Origin of the sequence: Rhodococcus sp. MTM3W5.2 (assembly GCF_001984015.1) — a bacterium.
Classification (GTDB): domain Bacteria; phylum Actinomycetota; class Actinomycetes; order Mycobacteriales; family Mycobacteriaceae; genus Rhodococcus_G; species Rhodococcus_G oryzae.
In genome coordinates this window covers 123,507-142,269 of the sequence record NZ_CP019572.1, presented here as the reverse complement: position 1 = coordinate 142,269, position 18,763 = coordinate 123,507, and the positions used below count along the sequence as shown (strand labels likewise).

Sequence of the window (18,763 nt, the reverse complement as noted above, 5' to 3'; positions counted from 1 at the left end):
GGGTCTCCATTGTGTCTCGCAGTGGGGGCGTTTGGCGAACAACGACGAGGTCGTGATGCGGCGCACTGGCCCATCGGGGCTGGAGGTCTTCTTGCGACACACCGATCCATCGAAACTGCACGACTGGGCCTCCGACGGATATCCCTCGCGTGAGGAGTACCTGTTCTGGTCTCGCAAGGTCTGCGGCTTGGCGTGTCTCCAGTCGCTGCTCCACGGCTGGACTGACGTCCGACTGTCGATAGGCGAACTCCTTGCGCTGGCCGTCGAGTGGGGTTGCTATGTGGTGGAGCCTTCGGGCAAGGTCCACGGCCTGCTCTACAGGCCATTCATGGCGTGGGTCAGCACACAATTCGGATTCGACTGCCAACTGGTCGAGCACACCCCGATTCAGGTATCGGCCCGAGAGCTGCGGCCCGGCCAGGTCATGATCGCTTCGGTATCACCCGAGATTCGCGATCCCAACACCTACGAGCCGCGACGAGGAGGCCATCTTGTGCTGATCTATGCAGTCGATGATGGAGTGGTGCGGTTTCATAATCCGTCGGGCTACTCCCACAATTCAGACTCTGCATCGCTGCCCATGCATGTGTTCGAGCGGTTTCATGCCAACCGAGGAATCTTGGTCAGAGGGGCATCGTGATGCTGGCTGGCGAACCCGCACCGCGCGTCGTTGTCGCGGGCGGCCATTCGGCCGGGCACATAGAGCCCACGATGAACTTCGCCGACGCGCTGAGCCTGCTGGAGCCCACGGCCGAGATCACCGCGCTCGGCACTGTCCGTGGCCTGGACACCACGCTCATCCCTGCCCGCGGCTATTCGCTCGAACTTATCCCGCCTGTGCCACTGCCGCGCAAGCTGAGCCGCGACCTGCTGCACACGCCGGGCAGACTGCGCGACTCCGTCCGGGCGACCGGAGCCGTACTCGACCGCGTGCGGGCCGAGGTCGTGGTGGGCTTCGGGGGCTACGTGGCCATGCCCGCTTATATTGCCGCACGCCAACGAGGAATGCCGATCGTCGTCCATGAGGCGAATGCCCGGCCTGGAGTGGCGAACCGACTGGCGGCCCGGATGACGACCCACGTATTTACCGCCGCGCCCCGTGTCCACCTGGCTCACGCCAGCGCGATCGGCATCCCGCTGCGGCCGGCGATCACCAGGCTCGACCGGGCCGCGCTGCGCGAGGCGGCTCGGCAACGGTTCGGCCTGCGCCTGGACGAGCCGGTACTGATGGTCACTGGCGGTTCGCAGGGAGCTCAAGCGATCAACGCCGCCGTGGCCGGCGCTGTAACAGCGTTGCGGGCGGCCGGCGTGCAGGTGCTGCACATCACCGGGCCACAGCGCATAGTCGAGCCGCCCGACGGCGACCCCGGCGACCCGCCCTACGTCGTCGTCCCGTACGTCGATGAGATGCAGTACGCCTACGCCGCAGCCGACTTCGCGATCTGCCGCTCGGGGGCGATGACGTGCGCCGAACTCGCCGCTGTCGGCTTACCGGCCGCCTATGTGCCGCTGCCGCTGCGCGGCGGTGAGCAGCGCTTGAACGCCGAGGCGGTCGTTGCTGCCGGCGGGGCAGTGATCGTCGACGATTCCGATCTCAACGCCGGATGGATCGAAACCACTCTGATCCCGCTGCTCGCCGATACCGAGCGGAGAGCGGTGATGTCGGCTCATGCGTTGGCAGCCGGCGCACCCGACGTGGGTTCGCTGCTGGCCCGGCACGTGCTTACGGTCGTCGCTGAGCGGCGGGCAGTCGCACTGCGACGGAGAGCCCGCCGGCAGCTCGGGGGCTGAGCGTGAGGGATCCGTCGTGTGCCTGAGTGATGCTCTTGACGATCGCCAGGCCAAGGCCCACCCTCGCATCGTCCCCGCGGGTGCGAGCAGTGCCGCGCTGAAACGGCTCGGTGAGTGTCGAGACCAACTGTGGACTGAGCTTGTCGCCGGTGTTCTCGACCGTGAGCATGACGGACTCGGGGCCGATGGCGGTGCTGATCTGCACCCTGCCGTGCTCGGGGACGTTGTGGACGATCGCATTGTGCAGAAGGTTCGTAGTCAACTGCAGCAAGAGTGCGTGTGAGCCGATGACCGGCGCGATGTCCCCGGAGGTCTCGATGCTGACGCCGTGCTTCTCCGCGAACGGGAGGAGCGTCTCGGCGGCTTCTTCCGCGATGAGCGACAGATCGACGTCTTCTCTGCTGAAGGACCGTTGGTCGGTACGGCTGAGCAGGAGCAATGCCTCGGTGAGCTCGATCGCTCGTGCATTGACAGCGCGGAGGCGTTCGTCGAGCTCGCCGCCGTCGCGGTTCGGATCGTTGCGGGCGACATCGAGAAGGGTTTTTGTGATCGCCAGCGGGGTGCGCAGCTCGTGGGAGGCGTTGGCGGCGAATCGCTGCTGCGCGGCGTCTCGTGCTTCGAGCTGTGCGAGCATGGCGTCGAAGGCATCGGCAAGTTCACGGAACTCGTCGTTGCGTCCCTCCAGTTCGATCCGGTACGACAGCGAGCCACTCCCCGCCTCCCGCGCGGCGCGCGTAATGCGCGTCAACGGGGCAAGCATTCGGCCTGCGAGAATCCAACCACCCACAAGGCCGAACACCAGCAAGAACCCGAGCGCCAAGATCGCTGCTGGGACAAACACCACGGGACCGAAGTTGCTCGGGTCGAAGACCCGGGCAAAGTCGGCCAGATCAGGGAATTGGAAATTCGTGGACCGCCCTCTCAGCAGGAAGACCCAAACCGCTGCAAGGAGCAAGACACCAGCGAGCATGAGGAACCCGGCATAACTGAGAGTGAGTTTGAGGCGAACGCCCAACCCAGGCGCTCTATCCACCGTCGCCGCCGCCCCTGGCGTCCGGTTCGGTATCGATGCGGTACCCGACCCCCGGCACCGTGGCGATCAGCCACGGTTCGCCGAGCCGCTTGCGCAACGTCGAGACCGTGATGCGCACGGCATTCGTGAACGGATCGGCGTTCTCGTCCCACGCCCGCTCCAGCAACTCCTCGGCGCTGATCACACCGCCCTCGGCAGCGACGAGAACTTCGAGCACCGCGAACTGCTTCCGGGTCAGCGCGACGTACCGGCCGTCCCGGTAGACCTCGCGACGGAACGGGTCCAGCTGCAGACCAGCGATCTCCCGCACGGGCGGCCTGCTGTGCGCGCGCCTGCGGTCGAGTGCCCGGAGACGGAGCACGAGCTCTTGCAGCTCGAACGGCTTGGTGAGGTAGTCGTCGGCACCGAGCTCGAACCCGGAGGCCTTGTCGTCCATCCGGTCCGCGGCAGTGAGCATCAGGATTGGTATGCCGCCACCGGAAGCGACGATGCGCTGGGCGATCTCGTCACCGGAGGGGCCGGGGATATCACGGTCGAGGACGGCGATGTCGTAGGCGTTGACGCCCAACAGATCCAAGGCAGTGTCCCCATCACCTGCGATGTCGGCCGCGATCGCTTCCAGGCGCAGCCCATCGCGGATGGCTTCCGCCATGAACCGCTCGTCCTCGACGACCAACACACGCATGCTCGACATGTTAGGCGGCCGCGTATATCGCCGGCGTATCAAAAATCGCCTTCGGGCTGGCAACAGCGCATTACCTTGATTGAGCAGTATGGGCCAGACCGCAGCACGACCGAAGACCCGCAGGACTCCCAGACCGACCATTGTCGGCCTGGTCCTCGTCATCTTCGCTGTAACCGTCGGGATCGTCGTCGACCGGTCGGCATCGCCATCGGGGACGACTGGACCTGGTGCAGTGCGGGTCTGAGGTAGGCGGCACCAGAGATACGCGGACCGATGCCGATGGCGACATGACTGAATCTGACGGAGCCCTCCCCGACGGCGCGACAGTCTTCGATGGCCAGCACCCTGGCATAGCGAACCTCAGCCAGCACTACTCCAGGCCATGCTCGCAGCCGCGAACGACGGCATCCAGCTCTAGCGAGGCGCACACCTTCGCGAATGCTGGCCACTGAGCAAGCTGTGTACGAGCACGTCGCTTGAGGTTCACAGACAACGGTGCGGCCTGCCATGAGATCAGTTCGTCGGGGTGGATTCCTGCATCGCGGAGAACGGAGGTCGCCGGCGAAGGTGGCAAACATCCGCACACTTCGAGGCCGAGCGCCGACGAGAAGCGCCGGACCGTGTGAGTAACAGACAGGGCGTGATCTACTCCATCGGGGAGTTCGACCCGTTCGACATGGGTCCGATCAGCCGTCCCGCGTTTGCGCTCCCCACGATCTTCGCGGCCGCAAAGCCGGACCCGAGGCAGGCCGCGTTCGAGGTGCTCTACGGCGCCTCGGTTACATACCAGGAAGATGCACGCGAACTGCATGGCCAGCTCCGGGCGGCACTCGGGATCGCACCCGGCCAGCCGTAACCGGTATCAGCGAGTCAACGCAACTGGACCGGAGACAACCTCACCTGCTGGTCATTCGGGACACGTCCGTCTCATCGGATCACAAAACCTCAGGTTCTTGTCTCAACATCTCAACATGTCCGAATTCTGTCTCAATATTCGGTGTCTGTGCTAGCCCCGCGCCATGTCCACGAACCGCGACAGGTGCAACTGGTGCGCGACCGTGATCGTGGCGGTGGGGCCACCACGGTGCTTGCCGAGGATGATGTCGGCCTCGCCGCCACGCGGGTCGTCCCGCTCGAAGGCGTCGGGCCGGTGCAGCAGCATGACCATGTCGGCGTCCTGCTCGAGCGAGCCGGACTCACGGAGGTCGGACACCATGGGGCGCTTGTCGGTTCGCTGCTCGGGACCACGGTTGAGCTGACAGATCGCGACCACCGGAACCTCGAGCTCCTTGGCCAGCAGCTTGAGGCTTCGGGAGAACTCGGAGACCTCCTGCTGACGCGATTCGACCTTCTTGCCGGACGACATCAGCTGCAGGTAGTCGAGCACGATCAGCTTGATGTCGTGCTTCTGCTTGAGACGGCGCGCCTTCGCGCGGATCTCCATCATGGTCAGGTTGGGGGAGTCGTCGATGAACAACGGCGCCTCGCTGATCTCGCTCATCCGGCGCGCCAGCTTGGTCCAGTCCTCGTCGTTCATCTTGCCGGACTTCATGTCGGCGAGCTTGATCTTCGCCTCCGCCGACAGCAGGCGCATGACGATCTCGGTCTTTCCCATCTCGAGGGAGAAGATGACGCTGGCCATGCCGTGCTTGATCGAGCAGGACCGCAGGAAGTCCATCCCGATGGTCGACTTACCAACACCGGGGCGGGCCGCGACGATGATCATCTGCCCGGGGTGCAAGCCGTTGGTGACCTCGTCGAGCTCGGTGAACCCGGTGGGCACGCCGAGCGAGAGGCCGCCGCGGCTGGCGATGGAGTCGATCTCGTCCATCGTCGGCTGGAGCAGCTCCTCGAGCGCAACGAAGTCGTCGTTGGTGCGGCGCTCGGTGACGTCGTAGACCTCGGCCTGCGCGCGGTCGACCACCTCGGCCACGTCCTGGCCCTCGGACCCGGCGTAGCCGTACTGCACGATCCGGGTGCCTGCCTCGACCAGGCGGCGCAGGATCGACTTCTCCGCGACGATCTCGGCGTAGTAGCCGGCGTTCGCGGCGGTCGGCACCGTCTGGGTGAGCGTCACCAGATACGGTGCGCCACCCACCCGGCGCAGGTCGCCACGCCGCTCCAGCTCGGCCGACACAGTCACCGGGTCGGCGGGCTCGCCGCGGGCATACAGGTCCAGGATCGCGTCGTAGACGTTCTGGTGGGCGGGCCGGTAGAAGTCGCCGGGCCGCAGCCGCTCGAGCACGTCCGCGATCGCGTCCTTGCTCAGCAGCATGCCGCCGAGCACGGACTGCTCGGCCGCCATGTCCTGTGGCGGCTGGCGCCCGAAATCCTCACGGGGCGGCTCAGCCGGCTCCGAGTAGTCCGAGTGACCCCGATCATCGACAACCGCCACGCGATAACCGTCCTCTCCCGCAAACCTCGACGCCCGGTCGGCCACGCCGTCCGGTGCGTCCACACGCAATACATACGCGCCCGGACCGACAGGCTGATCCCGACCCCAGAAATCGGGTCCGGCACCGCCGCCGCAGGACGCGCGCGCACGACGTTAGGCATCCGGACCGGCTCGTTCAACACGGACTGTGTACACAACTGTGGATGAATTGTGGAAACCGCAGTTGACCAGTGTTAGCGCCCTGGGGACAACCTGAGGATAACTGTGTGACCACCTTCCATCTGCGCAGGTGATCGTACCTTTTCCTATTCACACACCTGTGGATGAAAATACTTTCGGCGTGTCCCACGGGTTGGGCATCCGGGCGTGTTGCCGAAACACGCTGACCTCGCAATATGAGTTCCATCACAGTGATCGATCACACGAACTGGACGCTTGTCTTGGGACCAGGTCACAACGGGCGGAAAGTTATCCACAAACGACTCGGGGCCCCGCAGACCATAGGTCCGCGGGGCCCCGAGGGCGAACGTGGGTCGGACTAGCCGGCGACCACGTTCAGGTGGAACTTGGCAACGACGTCGGGGTGCAGGTTCACAACCACGGCGTGCTTGCCGGTCGCCTTGATGTGCGCCTTCGGCAGCTCGAGGCTGCGCTTGTCGACGACAGGGCCACCGGCGGCCTTGATGGCGCCGGCAACGTCGGCGGCGGTGACCGAGCCGAACAGCTTGCCCGAGTCGCCGGCCGTCTTGACGGTCAGCGAGACGCTCTCGAGGCCCTCGATCGCGGCCTTGATCTCCTTGGCGTGGTCGAGTCCGCGCACGGCGCGGGCTTCCTGCGCACGGCGGATGCCTTCGACCTGCTTCTCGGCGCCACGGGTGGCGACGATCGCGAGACCGCGGGGCAGCAGGTAGTTACGGCCGTAACCGTCCTTGACCTCAACGGTGTCGCCGGGCGCACCGAGGTTGTCCACGTCTGCAGTGAGGATCAGCTTCATGTCTTCCCTTTCCTTAGCGAGCCGTCGAGACGTAAGGAAGCAGAGCGACCTCACGCGAGTTCTTCACGGCAACGGCCACGTCCCGCTGGTGCTGGACGCAGTTGCCGGTGACACGGCGCGCGCGGATCTTGCCGCGGTCGCTGACGTACTTACGCAGCAGCGTCGTGTCCTTGTAGTTGATCTGCGTGTTCTTCTCTTTACAGAAGGAGCAGACCTTCTTCTTCATCACCTTGTCGCGCAACGGCGGCTTCGGCATTGTCTTTCTCCGTACTTTCAATGTTCGTTCGCATCAGATCCCGGCGCTGTCGCCAGAGCGGGGATCAGAACGGGGGTTCGTCGTTTCCACCACCGGAGCCACCGAACGAGCCGGACGCCTGCGGGGCGCTGCCCCACGGGTCGTCGCCGCCGGAGTTGGCAGCCGGGCGTCCGCCGCCCGAACCGCCCGAGGAACTGAACCCTCCGCCGCCTCCGCCGCCACCGCGGTTGGCCTTGTTGACCTTGGCCGTGGCGTACTTGAGCGAGGGGCCGATCTCGTCGACCTCGAGTTCCATGACAGTGCGCTTCTCGCCCTCGCGAGTCTCGTAGGACCGCTGCTTGAGCCGTCCGCTCACGATCACCCGAGAACCGCGAGTCAGGGACTCGGCAACGTTCTCTGCGGCCTCACGCCAGATGTTGCAGCGCATGAAGAGCGCCTCGCCGTCTTTCCATTCATTGGACTGACGGTCGAAGGTGCGGGGCGTCGATGCGACGGTGAAGTTCGCAACCGCTGCCCCCGCGGGGGTGAATCGAAGCTCGGGATCAGCCGTCAAGTTTCCGATGACGGTGATCACGGTGTCGCCTGCCATGTGGGTTCCTCCTGCAGTGTGTGGAATCCTGTTGCGCCGAGCCTAGGGCCACGCGCAGACAGAAATCACTTGTTGTGGCGCAGAACCTTGGTGCGGAGCACCGACTCGTTCAGGCCGAGCTGACGATCCAGCTCGTTCACGGTGGCAGGGGTCGCGTTGATGTCGATCACCGCGTAGATGCCTTCGCTGTGCTTGGCGATCTCGTAGGCGAGACGGCGCTTACCCCAAACGTCGACCTTGTCGACACTGCCGCCGTCCTGGCGAACAACATTGAGGAACGTATCCAGCGACGGAGCGACGGTGCGCTCGTCCAGGCTGGGGTCAAGGATGACCATCAATTCGTAATGACGCATAAGACCTCATCACCTCCTATGGACTAGTGAAACGGCCACGGACTATCCGTGACAGGAGGGTCGTTGCGTCAGCAACCCATGCAGGTTACACGAGCGGCCCCTGACCTGCGAAATCGCGTCCGTCCGGGCGACGGCCGCGAGGGCGGAGGGATCCCTCCCGCGGCCGGGACCACCTAGGCTGACAACCATGCGGACGCGCGCCCAGGCAGGGACACCGGCGGTGGCGGTCACCGTGACGCTGCTGTGCGGGCTCACCCTCGCCCTCGGCTATCTGAACAAGGCCAGGTGCGCGGGCGCCCCGTTCGCCGAGAACGGTCGCAGCCTCGTCTTCGACCGGATCAAGGACAGCAACTTCTGCTACTCCGACATCCAGTTCCTCTGGCTCGGCCGCGACATCGACAACCACGTCTTCCCCTACCTCACGGGCGGCATCACGCCCGACGGATTCCTGACCGGCGGCACCGTCGAGTACCCCGTGCTCAGCGGGCTGCTGATGTGGCTCGGCGGGATCGGAGCACACAACGACGCCGAGTTCCTGCTGAACTCTGCGCTGATCCTGGTGCCGTTCGGCCTCGCAACCGCGTGGATGCTCGGCCGCCTCGCGGGCTGGCCTGCGCTGCTGTGGGCGGCCGCCCCGCCCCTGGTGCTGTACGCCTTCCACAACTGGGAGCTGCCGGTCGTCGCGGCCGCAACAGCGGCGGTCTTCGTGGTCGTGTACTACCAGCGGATCCCGCTGCGCACCAGGGCGATCGGCGCCGCCGTCCTGCTGGCGATCGGCCTGTGCCTGAAGATCTACCCGGGCGCGTTCGTGCTGCCGCTGATGGCCTTCGTGTTCACCGGTGGCGCCGGTGGCGCCGAGCTGCCCGCCTCGGTGCGGGGCCGGTTCGACCCCAAGGGCGCGCTGATGGTGGCCGCCGCGGCGGCGGGCACGGTGATCGCGATCAACCTGCCGTTCGCGCTCGCCGGCTACCCCGGGTGGCTCGCCTCGTTCACCTTCCAGTCCGATCGCCAGGCCGACATCACCACCAACTCGATCTGGTACTGGGGTGTGCGGCAGCTGTTCGGCGGCGTCGAGGGCCCGGACAGCGCCTACGCGTCCTTCGTCGCGGTGGCCTCACCGCTGCTCATCGCCGCGTCGTTCGCGCTGGCGCTCTGGCTCGGCTGGCGCCGGTATCGCCGCGAGGGCAGCTACCCGTGGATCGCGGTGAGCGCGGCGATGCTGTGCGGCTTCATGCTGCTGCACAAGGTGCATTCGCCGCAGTACACGCTGTGGCTGATCCCCTTCCTGGTGCTGCTGCGGGTGCCGTGGGCGCTGATCGGGGGCTACCTGCTCGCCGACCTGGCGATGGGGATCGGGGTGTTCCGCTACTTCTACGAGCTCGCGACCGGATCGGACGCGGCCGTGATGGAGTTCGTCGTGCAGTTCGGCGTCTGGGGCCGCGCGGCGCTGCTGGTGGTGCTGTTCTTCGTCTTCCTCCGGGCACGCCCCCGATGGGACGCCGCGGGCGCCGATGCGGGCCCGCGGCACGGCCTCGGTCACCGGGATTCGGCCCTCACGGCGGCACCATGACCGGTCCCTGGTTCGAACAGCCCACGCTCACCGGCGAGTACGTCCGCCTCGAGCCACTGACCCTCGCGCATGCCGAGGACCTGTACCGGGCCGCGGACGACCCGACGCTGTTCCGCTGGACCTGGCGACCGATCGAAAGCGTCTCGGACGCAACCGAATACATCTCCCACGCACTCGACGACCCCCGGCGGCTGGCGTACGTCCAGATCGACACCGCGACCGGCGTGGTGGTCGGCACCACCTCGTACTACCAGATCGACCCGCTGCACCAGTCGCTCGCGATCGGCTACACCTGGCTCTCCCGCTCCGCCCAGGGCGGCCGGATCAACCCGGAGGCCAAGCTGCTGCTGCTGCGCCGGGCCTTCGAGGACCTCGGCGCGGTGCGAATCGAATGGCACACCGACGAGCTCAACGCGCACTCGCGCGGCGCGATCGCCAAGCTCGGCGCCGAGTTCGAGGGGCTGCTCCGCAAACACCGCCGCCGCCAGGACGGAAGTTGGCGGAACACAGCGCTTTTCTCGATGATCGACGACGACTGGCCGCTCGCCCGCGCCCAACTCGAGGCGCGGATCAGCGAATAGCCGGCGCCTCGGACCACGCCTGCGTGCCGCGTCGCTCCCGCGGGCACAGCCAGGACGGCAGCCATCCCGGCGGCCGGTCCGGCGCGCCGTCGAGGACACCGCCGACCGGGTCGTCCACCCCACCGCCGCGCACCAGGTCCAGCTCGGGACGGCGGATCTGCCGGATCACCAGCACGCACAGCGCGACGACCGCTACATCCCGGACGATCACCGTCGCCGTGAACCACTGCTCCGGCAGGCCCTTGTTCTGGACGCCCAGGTAGTAGTACATCCGCGGCACCCAGACGAGGGCATCGATCGTCATCCACGCCAACAGGATTCGACGATGCGGCAGCGCGAGCACCGCGAGCGGAACCAGCCAGAGCGAGTACTGCGGGCTCCACACCTTGTTGGTGAGCAGGAAGGCCGCGATCACCAGGAAGCACAGCTGCGCGACGCGGGGCCTGCGGGCAGCGGTCAGGGCCAGGTATCCGATGCCAACGCAGGCGGCGGCGAACAGCACCAGCGACACCGCGTTCAGATTCGTCGGCGTCTCACCGGCGGGCAGCGGACCGTCGAAACCGGTCCAGCCGGTGAACGAGGAGATCACGTTGTAGATCGAGTCCGGGTCGGCGCCACGCTCGGAGTTGAGCCGGAAGAACTCCCGCCAGCCGGCCGGGAACAGCAGGGCGATGGGCAGATTCACCACCAGCCAGGCCGCGGCCGCGCCCGCCACGGCCTGCCACCACGGCCGCATCCGGCCGGTCCGCAGGCACAGCACCAGCAACGGACCGAGCAGCAGCAGCGGGTACATCTTGGTGGCACCGCCGAGCCCGAGCAGCACGCCGGCCAGCACCGGCCGCCTGCGCGCCCAACCGAGCAGGCCGCCCGCCGCGAAGGCTGTCGCCAGCGGGTCGAAGTTGGTGAACGCGTGCACCACCACCAGCGGGGACACCGCGACCAGCGCGGCGTCCCAGACCCGCCTGCCTGCCAGTAGCACCGTCGCCCAGACCGTGACCAGCCACGCCAGCGACAATCCCAGCGCGACCACGTTGAAGTAGAGGACCACCTGCAGCGCCCCTGGCAACCAGGAGACCGCATCCCAGGCCTTGGCGACCTTCATCGAGCCGTATTGGTAGAGCCCCGCGAGCACCGGGTACTCCATGTACCGCACCTGCGTCGCCCCGTCGCCGGACTTCTCCTCCCACGACTTCTTGTACGGGAAGGCGCCCTCGTCGAGCCGTTCCGCGCCGTACAGCGGCACCGTGTCCGAGTAGCACAGCGCGGTGTACTGGCGGCTGCCGCTCCAGTCCAGGCCGAGCGCACCGCCTGGCCCGTTCGGGGCCTGCTGGAGGCACGCCGCCTTGGTGGACCAGCCGAGGGCGAGGAAGACGACCGCCAGCAGCAGGATCACCCGCAGCGGGGTGAGGAAGCGGGTCCTGCCGACGAGCGCGTGCCGCCCGACCGGTCCGCCGATGACGCCGCTGAGCTCGGCCACCATCGGATCGGTGCGCCCGGGCAGGTCCCGGTCCACCACGGACCGGCAGTCGTCCGCCAACGGTCCCGGCGAGGCAATGACCGCGCCGCCCGCAAGCTCCTGCGGTGGAGCATGCGGCACGACCGTCACGGTGCTGTCGTCAGGTTGCTCGGCCACCGCAGTGACGTTACCGATCGGCTAACGGTTCGGCCGGATCGGCGCTCCCTGCGGGTTACCCCCGGCCCCTTGCGCGTTGGCTCCCGGGCTCAGACCCTCCTCGGCCTCGACCTCTTCCTGCGTCGGCTGGCCCGGCGACGGACCCGGATCGACCGTCGCTGGCGGTGTGGTCGGCTTCGGTGCCAGTCCCGGCAGCGGGATCGTGACGCCGGGCAGGACCTCCACCTGGCGCGGGGTGATGATGACCGGCGGCAGCGTCAGTCCCGGCGCAGGCGTCGGGCTCGGCGTGACGGCCGTGGTCTTCGGCGGCACGTACGGCGCTGTGTACGCGGGCACGCCTGCCTGACCGGCGATCGCCTCGGGCTTCGGGAAGGTCTCGACGTCGGTGCCCTTGAGCGCGCCGTCCATCGTGGCCTTCCAGATGTCGGACGGGAGCCCCGAGCCGTACATCAGTCCGCCGTAGCTGTTCTGCAGCGGCAGGCCCTGCTCGGTGCCCACCCACACGGCGGTGGCCAGCGACGGGGTGTAGCCGACCATCCACGCGTCCTTGTTCTCACCGGTGTCGCCGAGCTGCGCGGTGCCGGTCTTCGCGGCGGACGGACGCCCACCGGCCAGGCCGTGGTTGCGGGAGTAGGCCGCGATCGGCTGCATGGCGGAGGTGACGTTGTCGGCGACGGCGGGCTTGAGCCGGGCCTCGCCCGCGGTCGCGGGCCCGCGATCGAGCAGCACGGTGCCGTCGCCGGTGACGACCTTCTGCACGAAGTGCGGCGCGCGGTAGACGCCGGAGGCGGCAAGGGTCGCGTACGAGGATGCCATGTCGATCACCCGGGACTGGTACTGGCCCAGCACGATTCCGTACTCGGATGACCCGTTCGGCTCCTGCAGGGTGATGCCCTCGACCACCCCGGGGATCTCCTCGGGGATACCGGCCTTGTGCGCGATGTCCGCGATCTTCTCCGGGCCGTTCTCGATGGACATCATCTGCCGGTAGAAGCTGGTGTTCAGCGAACGCTTGAGCGCCTCGGCGATGGTGCAGGTGCCGCAGGACTCGCCCTCGACGTTGGTGATGGTGATGCCGCCGATCGTCAGCGGCCCGCTGTCGTACATCTTCGACAGGGGGATGCCCTCATCGAGCGCGGCCGCGAGACCGAACACCTTGAACGACGAACCGGTCTGCAGCCCGGACTGGGCGAAGTCGAAGCCGGCGCCGTCGGCGCCGCCGTAGTAGGCCTTCACCCCGCCGGTCTTCGGGTCGACCGACACGACCGCAGTGCGCAGCTCGGGCTTCTCGCCCTCCATGTTGTTGTTGACCGCGTCGACCGCGGCCTGCTGGGCCTGCTTGTCGATGGTCGTGGTGATCTGCAGTCCCTCGGTGTTGAGGACCTGCTCGTTGATGCCGTTCGCGGCGAGTTCCTTGATCACCTGGCTACGGATCAGGCCGTCAGGACCCTTCGCCGAGACGCCGTTGTCGACCTCGGACTGCGAGATCGTGTGCGGGTACTTGGCGCCCGCCCGCTCGCCGGCGCTGAGGGTGTTCGCACTGACCATGCCGTCGAGGACGTAGCCCCACCGGGTTGCGGCGCCGGTCGGGTTCGTCTCCGGGTCGAGCAGCGACGGCAGCTGGATGCTCGCCGCGAGCACGGCGCCCTCCTCGACCGTGAGCTCCTCGACCGGCTTGTTGAAGTAGGCCTTCGATGCCGCCGCGATGCCGTATGCGCCGCGGCCGAAATAGATGGTGTTCAGGTAGGCGACAAGGATGTCGTCCTTGGACCACTGCCGGGCCATCTTCGAGGAGATGACCAGCTCGCGCATCTTGCGGGTGAGGGCGCGCTCGTCACCGACCAGCGCGTTCTTCACGTACTGCTGGGTGATGGTCGAGCCACCGCCCGCGTCTTCCCTGCCGAGGACATTGTCTCGCGCGGCCCGGGCGAAGCCGGAGACGGAGAACCCGGGATTGGTGTAGAAGTCCCGATCCTCGGCCGAGAGCACGGCGTTGCGCACGTGCGGCGGGATCTGATCGATGGTGACGTCGGTGCGGTTGCCCTCCGGCGGGACGATCGTGCTGATCACGGAGGTGCCGTCGCTGTTGTAGATCGTGGCGACCTGGTTCGTCTTGATGTCGCCGGGCTTGGGCACGTCGGCGCCCGTGTAGGCGACCATGAACGCCAGCAACGGCACCACCAGTCCGACGGCGACAAGGCTGATCACGGTGCGGCGGATGATCTTCCAGCGCTTCGAGCCGCCCTTCTTCGGCGGCTTCGGCGGCTGACCGCCGGACGAGCCACCCCTGCCCTTCGGCGGCGGGCCCGCCGGGGGACGACCGCCGGGTCCGTTGCCGCTACCCGACGCGGTGCGGGGCGCGGCGGGCCGCTGCGCCGGGGGCGCTGGGCCGGCGGCCGCTGCGCCGCGGGACGGGGCGCCTGACCACGCGCGGCATAGTTGACCTGCCCGTGGTTCGGCGGCGGATATCCGGGGCCTGGTTGGGGCGCGGCGGCGCGCCCTGCGGGTACCCGGGCGCCTGGTTGGGCCGGGCCTGCGGGTATCCGGGTTGAGCGTTGGGCTGTGAGTACCCCGGCGGTCGGCCGCCCGGTGGCGGGCCACTCGGCCGCGGCTGTCCGGCGGGTCGACCACCCTGCATGTTGTCGTAGGGGGAACTCACGTAGGAATCTCCAGTGCTCACGTAGACACGGCTGTGTCAGTTACATCGTTCGGCGGGTTGGTGGTGCTCACTCACTCGCAATGCGGCGACTCGGCGCACGCGCACCCGAGGGGCGGCGAGCCCGTTTCGGGGCGGGGGCCGCTCCGAGCACATACGACTGCACCAGGTGGTTCCAACTGCAGGTGCGGCACACCTCGACGACGTGGACGGAGAACTCCTCCTGGGTCGTCGCCAGCCGAACCAGCTCCTCCGACGTACGCGCCGAGCCCGAGATCGGGCCCAGCCTGTCGCCGAACACCCACGAGACGAGGGTGAGCTGTTCTTTCCTGCAGATCGGACAGGTCGCGTCGGAGCCCCTGCCGTGGAACTTCGCCGCGCGCAGCAGGTAGGGACCGGCATCGCACACCTCGGCGACACCCGTCCGGCCGGAGTAGACCTCGGCCAGCAGGGATCGCCGCTGTAGCGCGTAGTCCACCACCTGCCGCTGCAATCGCACGTGACCAGAGTACGTGGGCAATCGTGCGAGGTCTCGGGTTGGCGGCGGCGCGAGCTGCGACACGCCGGGCCGACACCCGTGGCGCACCCCGCCCCACCAGTGGCTGCGCCGTGCCCGCGCCGGATCGCGAATCGGCACTGTCGATCGCGCCACTACCCGGCTGCCGGACCCCGCCGCGCCGCTTCTCCTATCATTTCGACCGTGGCCAGCCGCAATACGACCCGAGCGCGGGACATCGACCGCTCGAACACCTGCACGCTGCTCGACGCCGGGTACGGCGAGGGCCAGCTCGATTTCGACGAGCACAAGTCGCGCACGGCCGCGGCCATGTCCGCCAGAACTCTCGGAGAGCTGGAGTCACTGGTCACCGACCTGCAGCTGCCGACGGCCCTGACCGACACGCTCACCGCGGCGGACCGGCCCGCACCGCCGCGCCGTGGGGTCCTGCTGGCAGGCGTCGCCGCCGCCGTGGTCGCGGCTGCGGTGACGCTCGTCCTGATCAACCAGGACGGCCCCGATCCCGCGGCGGCCGCCCCGCCAATCGCGCCGGTGGCACCGAATCACCCCGCACCGCCTGCTCCCGACAAGTACGCCGATGTCGCGCCGAGGGTCGTCGCGCCGATCGACACCCTCACCGCGGCCGGCATCGAGGATTTCATCCGCATTTATCGGGACAAGTTCGGTGACACCCTCGTCTATGACGTGTACTTCCGCAGCGACTACACCAACCTCACGCGGATGGTGCCCGGCCAGCCGGGCAGCGAGCAGGACTACACCTTCCGCGGCGGCTTCGACCCCGACAGCGTGTCCAGCCGTTCCGGGGACGAACCGCCGTTCGACCTGGCGAGCGTCGACCTCGGCGCCCTGGCCGGCCACCTCCTCGGCGCCGCCGAGTCGGTGCAGGTGCCGGGCGGGACGATCAGCTACATCGGGATGCAGGTCCATGGGGGCGACCCGACTGTGTCCATCAACGTGAACAACGAGGAGACCGGTGCGAGCGGCTCCCTGGAGCTGAGTCCCAAGGGGGAGGTAACCCGCGTGTCCGTCTACTCACCCCACGGATAAACGGGGCACTTCGTATGCTCGGCGGGTGCCGAGCAACTCCTCGCTGCGCCTGCGCGCCCGCGACACCGACCGCGTCGACGTGTGCGGCCTCCTCGACTCCGCCCACGACGACGGCCAGCTCTCCGACTTCGAGCACCGCGACCGCACCAAGGCGGCGATGTCCGCCCGGACCCTCACCGAGCTCGACGCGCTGGTGTCGGACCTGCAGATCCCGGACAAGCTGAAGGGATCGCTGCCCATCCGGCCGACCGGCCCCGGCCTTCGCCTCCGCCCGCGCCTCGCCATTGCCATCGGGGCCGTCGCGGCGCTCGGCGCCGTCGTGTACTTCGCGATCGGCGGCGGTGACGACGCGGACGCTCCCGACCGCCCCGAGAACGTGCTGTCCGCGCCGGGGCTCGCCCAGATGATCGACGAGCTGCGCGCCGGGTACGGCGACGCGGTGGTCGACGAGGCGACGATCTATCCCGAGTACGCGTGGATCAAGCGCGCCGAGCCGGGCGCACCCGGCATGTACCAGGACATCGACTATCGGGACGGACTCCAGGAGCCCGATTCCCGCACCGGTCGGGATCCCAAGACGGTCCCAGTCGATCTGGCCCGGCTCGACATTCCGGCCGTGGTCGGGCTGCTGCTCGGCGCCCCGCAGACGCTGGGTGTGGCCACACCGGATTCGATCCACATGTCCGTCGAGAACGGGGACCAGGGCCCCGAGGTGTCGATGTACCTGTCCGACGGGCGGATGGGCACGTCCGGACACATAACCGCGGGGTTCGACGGGGAGGTCTTCTCGATCTACCCCGCGACGGACTAGCCCAGCCCGGACCGCACGCCTAGACGTGACGCCTTGTCACACAAATGCGCCTTCCCGTACGCTCCTATATATCGGCGCGATATAGTTTGCTGTCGCATCAATCGATAGGTGACTCAGGAGGTGCAGTAATGCTCGAACTCGCGATCCTCGGGCTGCTCCTCGAATCACCCATGCACGGATACGAGCTGCGCAAGCGGCTGACCGGCCTATTGGGCGCGTTCCGCGCCTTCTCCTACGGCTCGCTCTACCCGACACTGCGCCGCATGCAGACCGACGGGTTGATCGCCGAGGACGCCGGGCCGACGGGCGCCTCCATGCGACGGGCCCGCCGCGTATACGAGCTGACCCCTGCCGGCAGGCAGCGGTTCGCCGAACTGGTCGCCGACACCGGTCCGCAGAACTACACGGACGATGGTTTCGGCGTTCACCTCGCCTTCTTCAGCCGCACCCCCGCCGAGGCGCGGATGCGGATCCTCGAGGGCAGGCGACGTCAGGTCGAGGAGCGCCGCGAGGGGCTCCGTGAGGCCGTCGGGCGGACCACCGGTTCGCTCGACCGCTACACCCGGCAGCTGCATCAGCTCGGTCTCGAATCGAGCGAGCGCGAGGTGCGCTGGCTCAACGAGCTGATCGTGGCCGAACAAACATCGACAGCGGTACCCAAGAAAGAAGGAGAACCCGACCATGGGTGAGAACAGCACCTCGGTGCGCGTGGCCATTGTGGGCGTGGGGAACTGTGCCTCGTCCTTGGTCCAGGGAGTCCACTACTACAAGGACGCCGACGAGACGGCCACCGTGCCTGGCCTGATGCATGTGAAGTTCGGTCAGTACCACGTCCGCGACGTCGAGTTCGTCGCCGCGTTCGACGTGGACGCCAAGAAGGTCGGCTTCGACCTCTCCGAGGCGATCCTCGCCAGCGAGAACAACACCATCAAGATCGCCGACGTGCCGCCGAGCAACGTCACCGTGCAGCGGGGCCCGACCCTCGACGGCATCGGCAAGTACTACGCCCAGACCATCGAGGTCTCCGACCTCGAGCCGGTCGACGTCGTCGCGGCCCTCAAGGCGGCCAAGGTCGACGTCGTCGTGTCCTACCTCCCGGTGGGCTCCGAGGATGCCGACAAGTTCTACGCCCAGTGCGCGATCGACGCGGGCGCCGCGTTCGTCAACGCCCTGCCCGTGTTCATCGCCTCCGACCCGGAGTGGGCCGCCAAGTTCAAGGACGCCGGCATCCCGATCGTCGGCGACGACATCAAGAGCCAGGTCGGCGCCACCATCACCCACCGCGTGATGGCGAAGCTGTTCGAGGACCGCGGTGTCGTGCTGGACCGCACCTACCAGCTCAACGTCGGTGGCAACATGGACTTCAAGAACATGCTCGAGCGCGAGCGCCTGGAGTCCAAGAAGGTCTCCAAGACCCAGGCCGTGACGTCGAACCTGACCGGTGCCCTCGCCGGCAAGGTCCACGACCGCAACGTCCACATCGGCCCCTCGGACTACGTGGAGTGGCTCGACGACCGCAAGTGGGCGTACGTCCGTCTCGAGGGCCGTGCCTTCGGTGACGCCCCGCTGAACCTGGAGTACAAGCTCGAGGTCTGGGACTCGCCGAACTCGGCAGGCATCATCATCGACGCCGTCCGCGCCGCCAAGATCGCGCTCGACCGCGGCATCGGCGGACCGGTCTACCCGGCGTCGGCGTACCTGATGAAGAGCCCGCCGGTCCAGATGGCCGACGACAAGGCCCGCGCCGAGCTCGAGGCGTTCATCATCGAGGCATAGTCCCCGCACCAAATGCGGTGAAGGGCACGTTTGTTCGGTTGATCCGAACGAACGTGCCCTTCAGCCATTTCGGGCG

19 protein-coding genes are annotated in these 18,763 nt (G+C 67.6%); 9 read left to right on the top strand and 10 right to left on the bottom strand.

The genetic code is table 11. The features are described 5' to 3' along the window. Nucleotides 1–31 precede the first annotated feature (31 nt). Nucleotides 32–640: a hypothetical protein gene (locus tag BTZ20_RS00650; RefSeq protein WP_145982148.1), complete on the top strand. Its 609-nt coding sequence runs from the start codon at nt 32–34 to the stop codon at nt 638–640. Next, entirely contained in the window at nt 640–1,791 is a 1,152-nt protein-coding gene (locus BTZ20_RS00645; RefSeq protein WP_077040011.1) for a UDP-N-acetylglucosamine--N-acetylmuramyl-(pentapeptide) pyrophosphoryl-undecaprenol N-acetylglucosamine transferase, read from the top strand. Before BTZ20_RS00650 ends, BTZ20_RS00645 begins: the two co-directional genes overlap by 1 nt. Here the strand turns inward: BTZ20_RS00645 and vanS-O are convergent. Both vanS-O and vanR-O read right to left on the bottom strand, forming a co-directional pair. Further along, nucleotides 1,724–2,824 carry a vancomycin resistance histidine kinase VanS-O gene (gene vanS-O, locus BTZ20_RS00640; RefSeq protein WP_077040010.1) on the bottom strand — a complete coding sequence of 367 codons (1,101 nt, stop codon included), beginning with the start codon at nt 2,822–2,824 and terminating at the stop codon, nt 1,724–1,726. The two genes, BTZ20_RS00645 and vanS-O, sit on opposite strands and share 68 nt — an antisense overlap. Then, nucleotides 2,817–3,509: a vancomycin resistance response regulator transcription factor VanR-O gene (vanR-O, locus tag BTZ20_RS00635; protein WP_077043363.1), complete on the bottom strand. Its 693-nt coding sequence runs from the start codon at nt 3,507–3,509 to the stop codon at nt 2,817–2,819. The genes vanS-O and vanR-O overlap by 8 nt, the downstream gene beginning before the upstream one ends. 622 nt (nt 3,510–4,131) lie before the next feature. Between vanR-O and BTZ20_RS00630 the strand changes: the two genes are divergently transcribed. Continuing rightward, a complete protein-coding gene (locus BTZ20_RS00630) occupies nt 4,132–4,365 on the top strand; it encodes a hypothetical protein (RefSeq protein WP_145982147.1) in 234 nt (77 codons plus the stop codon). A gap of 150 nt (nt 4,366–4,515) precedes the next feature. Here the strand turns inward: BTZ20_RS00630 and dnaB are convergent, their stop codons facing one another. From dnaB to rpsF, 5 genes are all read right to left on the bottom strand, one after another. Beyond that, nucleotides 4,516–5,904, bottom strand: a complete 1,389-nt coding sequence (dnaB, locus tag BTZ20_RS00625; protein ID WP_077043362.1) for a replicative DNA helicase — start codon at nt 5,902–5,904, stop codon at nt 4,516–4,518. Nucleotides 5,905–6,442: 538 nt separating this feature from the next. Next, nucleotides 6,443–6,898 carry a 50S ribosomal protein L9 gene (gene rplI, locus BTZ20_RS00620; RefSeq protein WP_077040008.1) on the bottom strand — a complete coding sequence of 152 codons (456 nt, stop codon included), beginning with the start codon at nt 6,896–6,898 and terminating at the stop codon, nt 6,443–6,445. 13 nt (nt 6,899–6,911) lie between these two features. Next, entirely contained in the window at nt 6,912–7,154 is a 243-nt protein-coding gene (gene rpsR / locus BTZ20_RS00615; protein WP_027502095.1) for a 30S ribosomal protein S18, read from the bottom strand. A 64-nt stretch (nt 7,155–7,218) separates the two neighbouring features. Next, nucleotides 7,219–7,743, bottom strand: a complete 525-nt coding sequence (locus tag BTZ20_RS00610; protein WP_077040007.1) for a single-stranded DNA-binding protein — start codon at nt 7,741–7,743, stop codon at nt 7,219–7,221. 65 nt (nt 7,744–7,808) lie between these two features. Next, the gene (gene rpsF / locus BTZ20_RS00605; protein ID WP_027502097.1) at nt 7,809–8,096 is read right to left on the bottom strand and encodes a 30S ribosomal protein S6; all 288 of its coding nucleotides are present in this window, start codon (nt 8,094–8,096) and stop codon (nt 7,809–7,811) included. Nucleotides 8,097–8,283: 187 nt separating this feature from the next. Between rpsF and BTZ20_RS00600 the strand changes: the two genes are divergently transcribed. Both BTZ20_RS00600 and BTZ20_RS00595 read left to right on the top strand, forming a co-directional pair. Continuing rightward, complete coding sequence (locus tag BTZ20_RS00600) at nt 8,284–9,666, top strand: DUF2029 domain-containing protein (RefSeq protein WP_145982146.1); 1,383 nt, start codon at nt 8,284–8,286, stop codon at nt 9,664–9,666. Then, nucleotides 9,663–10,247 carry a GNAT family N-acetyltransferase gene (locus tag BTZ20_RS00595; RefSeq protein ID WP_077040006.1) on the top strand — a complete coding sequence of 195 codons (585 nt, stop codon included), beginning with the start codon at nt 9,663–9,665 and terminating at the stop codon, nt 10,245–10,247. Before BTZ20_RS00600 ends, BTZ20_RS00595 begins: the two co-directional genes overlap by 4 nt. On the opposite strand, the gene BTZ20_RS00590 is transcribed toward BTZ20_RS00595, so the two are convergent. The 3 genes from BTZ20_RS00590 to BTZ20_RS00580 form a co-directional block, all read right to left on the bottom strand. Further along, nucleotides 10,237–11,727 (bottom strand): glycosyltransferase family 87 protein, encoded by a 1,491-nt coding sequence (locus BTZ20_RS00590; RefSeq protein WP_223263862.1) that lies wholly within the window; start codon nt 11,725–11,727, stop codon nt 10,237–10,239. The genes BTZ20_RS00595 and BTZ20_RS00590 overlap by 11 nt on opposite strands. A gap of 174 nt (nt 11,728–11,901) precedes the next feature. Next, nucleotides 11,902–14,088 carry a transglycosylase domain-containing protein gene (locus BTZ20_RS00585; protein WP_411269098.1) on the bottom strand — a complete coding sequence of 729 codons (2,187 nt, stop codon included), beginning with the start codon at nt 14,086–14,088 and terminating at the stop codon, nt 11,902–11,904. Nucleotides 14,089–14,606: 518 nt separating this feature from the next. Continuing rightward, nucleotides 14,607–15,035, bottom strand: a complete 429-nt coding sequence (locus BTZ20_RS00580) for a DUF5318 domain-containing protein (protein ID WP_027502101.1) — start codon at nt 15,033–15,035, stop codon at nt 14,607–14,609. Between the two features lie 201 nt (nt 15,036–15,236). Here BTZ20_RS00580 and BTZ20_RS00575 point away from each other — a divergent pair, with 201 nt between their 5' ends. The 4 genes from BTZ20_RS00575 (at nt 15,237) to BTZ20_RS00560 (ending at nt 18,687) form a co-directional block, all read left to right on the top strand. After that, entirely contained in the window at nt 15,237–16,100 is an 864-nt protein-coding gene (locus tag BTZ20_RS00575) for a DUF1707 domain-containing protein (RefSeq protein WP_077040005.1), read from the top strand. A 25-nt stretch (nt 16,101–16,125) separates the two neighbouring features. Then, the gene (locus tag BTZ20_RS00570; protein WP_077040004.1) at nt 16,126–16,911 is read left to right on the top strand and encodes a DUF1707 domain-containing protein; all 786 of its coding nucleotides are present in this window, start codon (nt 16,126–16,128) and stop codon (nt 16,909–16,911) included. A gap of 128 nt (nt 16,912–17,039) precedes the next feature. Further along, the gene (locus tag BTZ20_RS00565; protein WP_027502104.1) at nt 17,040–17,600 is read left to right on the top strand and encodes a PadR family transcriptional regulator; all 561 of its coding nucleotides are present in this window, start codon (nt 17,040–17,042) and stop codon (nt 17,598–17,600) included. Continuing rightward, a complete protein-coding gene (locus BTZ20_RS00560; protein ID WP_077040003.1) occupies nt 17,593–18,687 on the top strand; it encodes an inositol-3-phosphate synthase in 1,095 nt (364 codons plus the stop codon). The genes BTZ20_RS00565 and BTZ20_RS00560 overlap by 8 nt, the downstream gene beginning before the upstream one ends. Nucleotides 18,688–18,763: the final 76 nt, after the last annotated feature.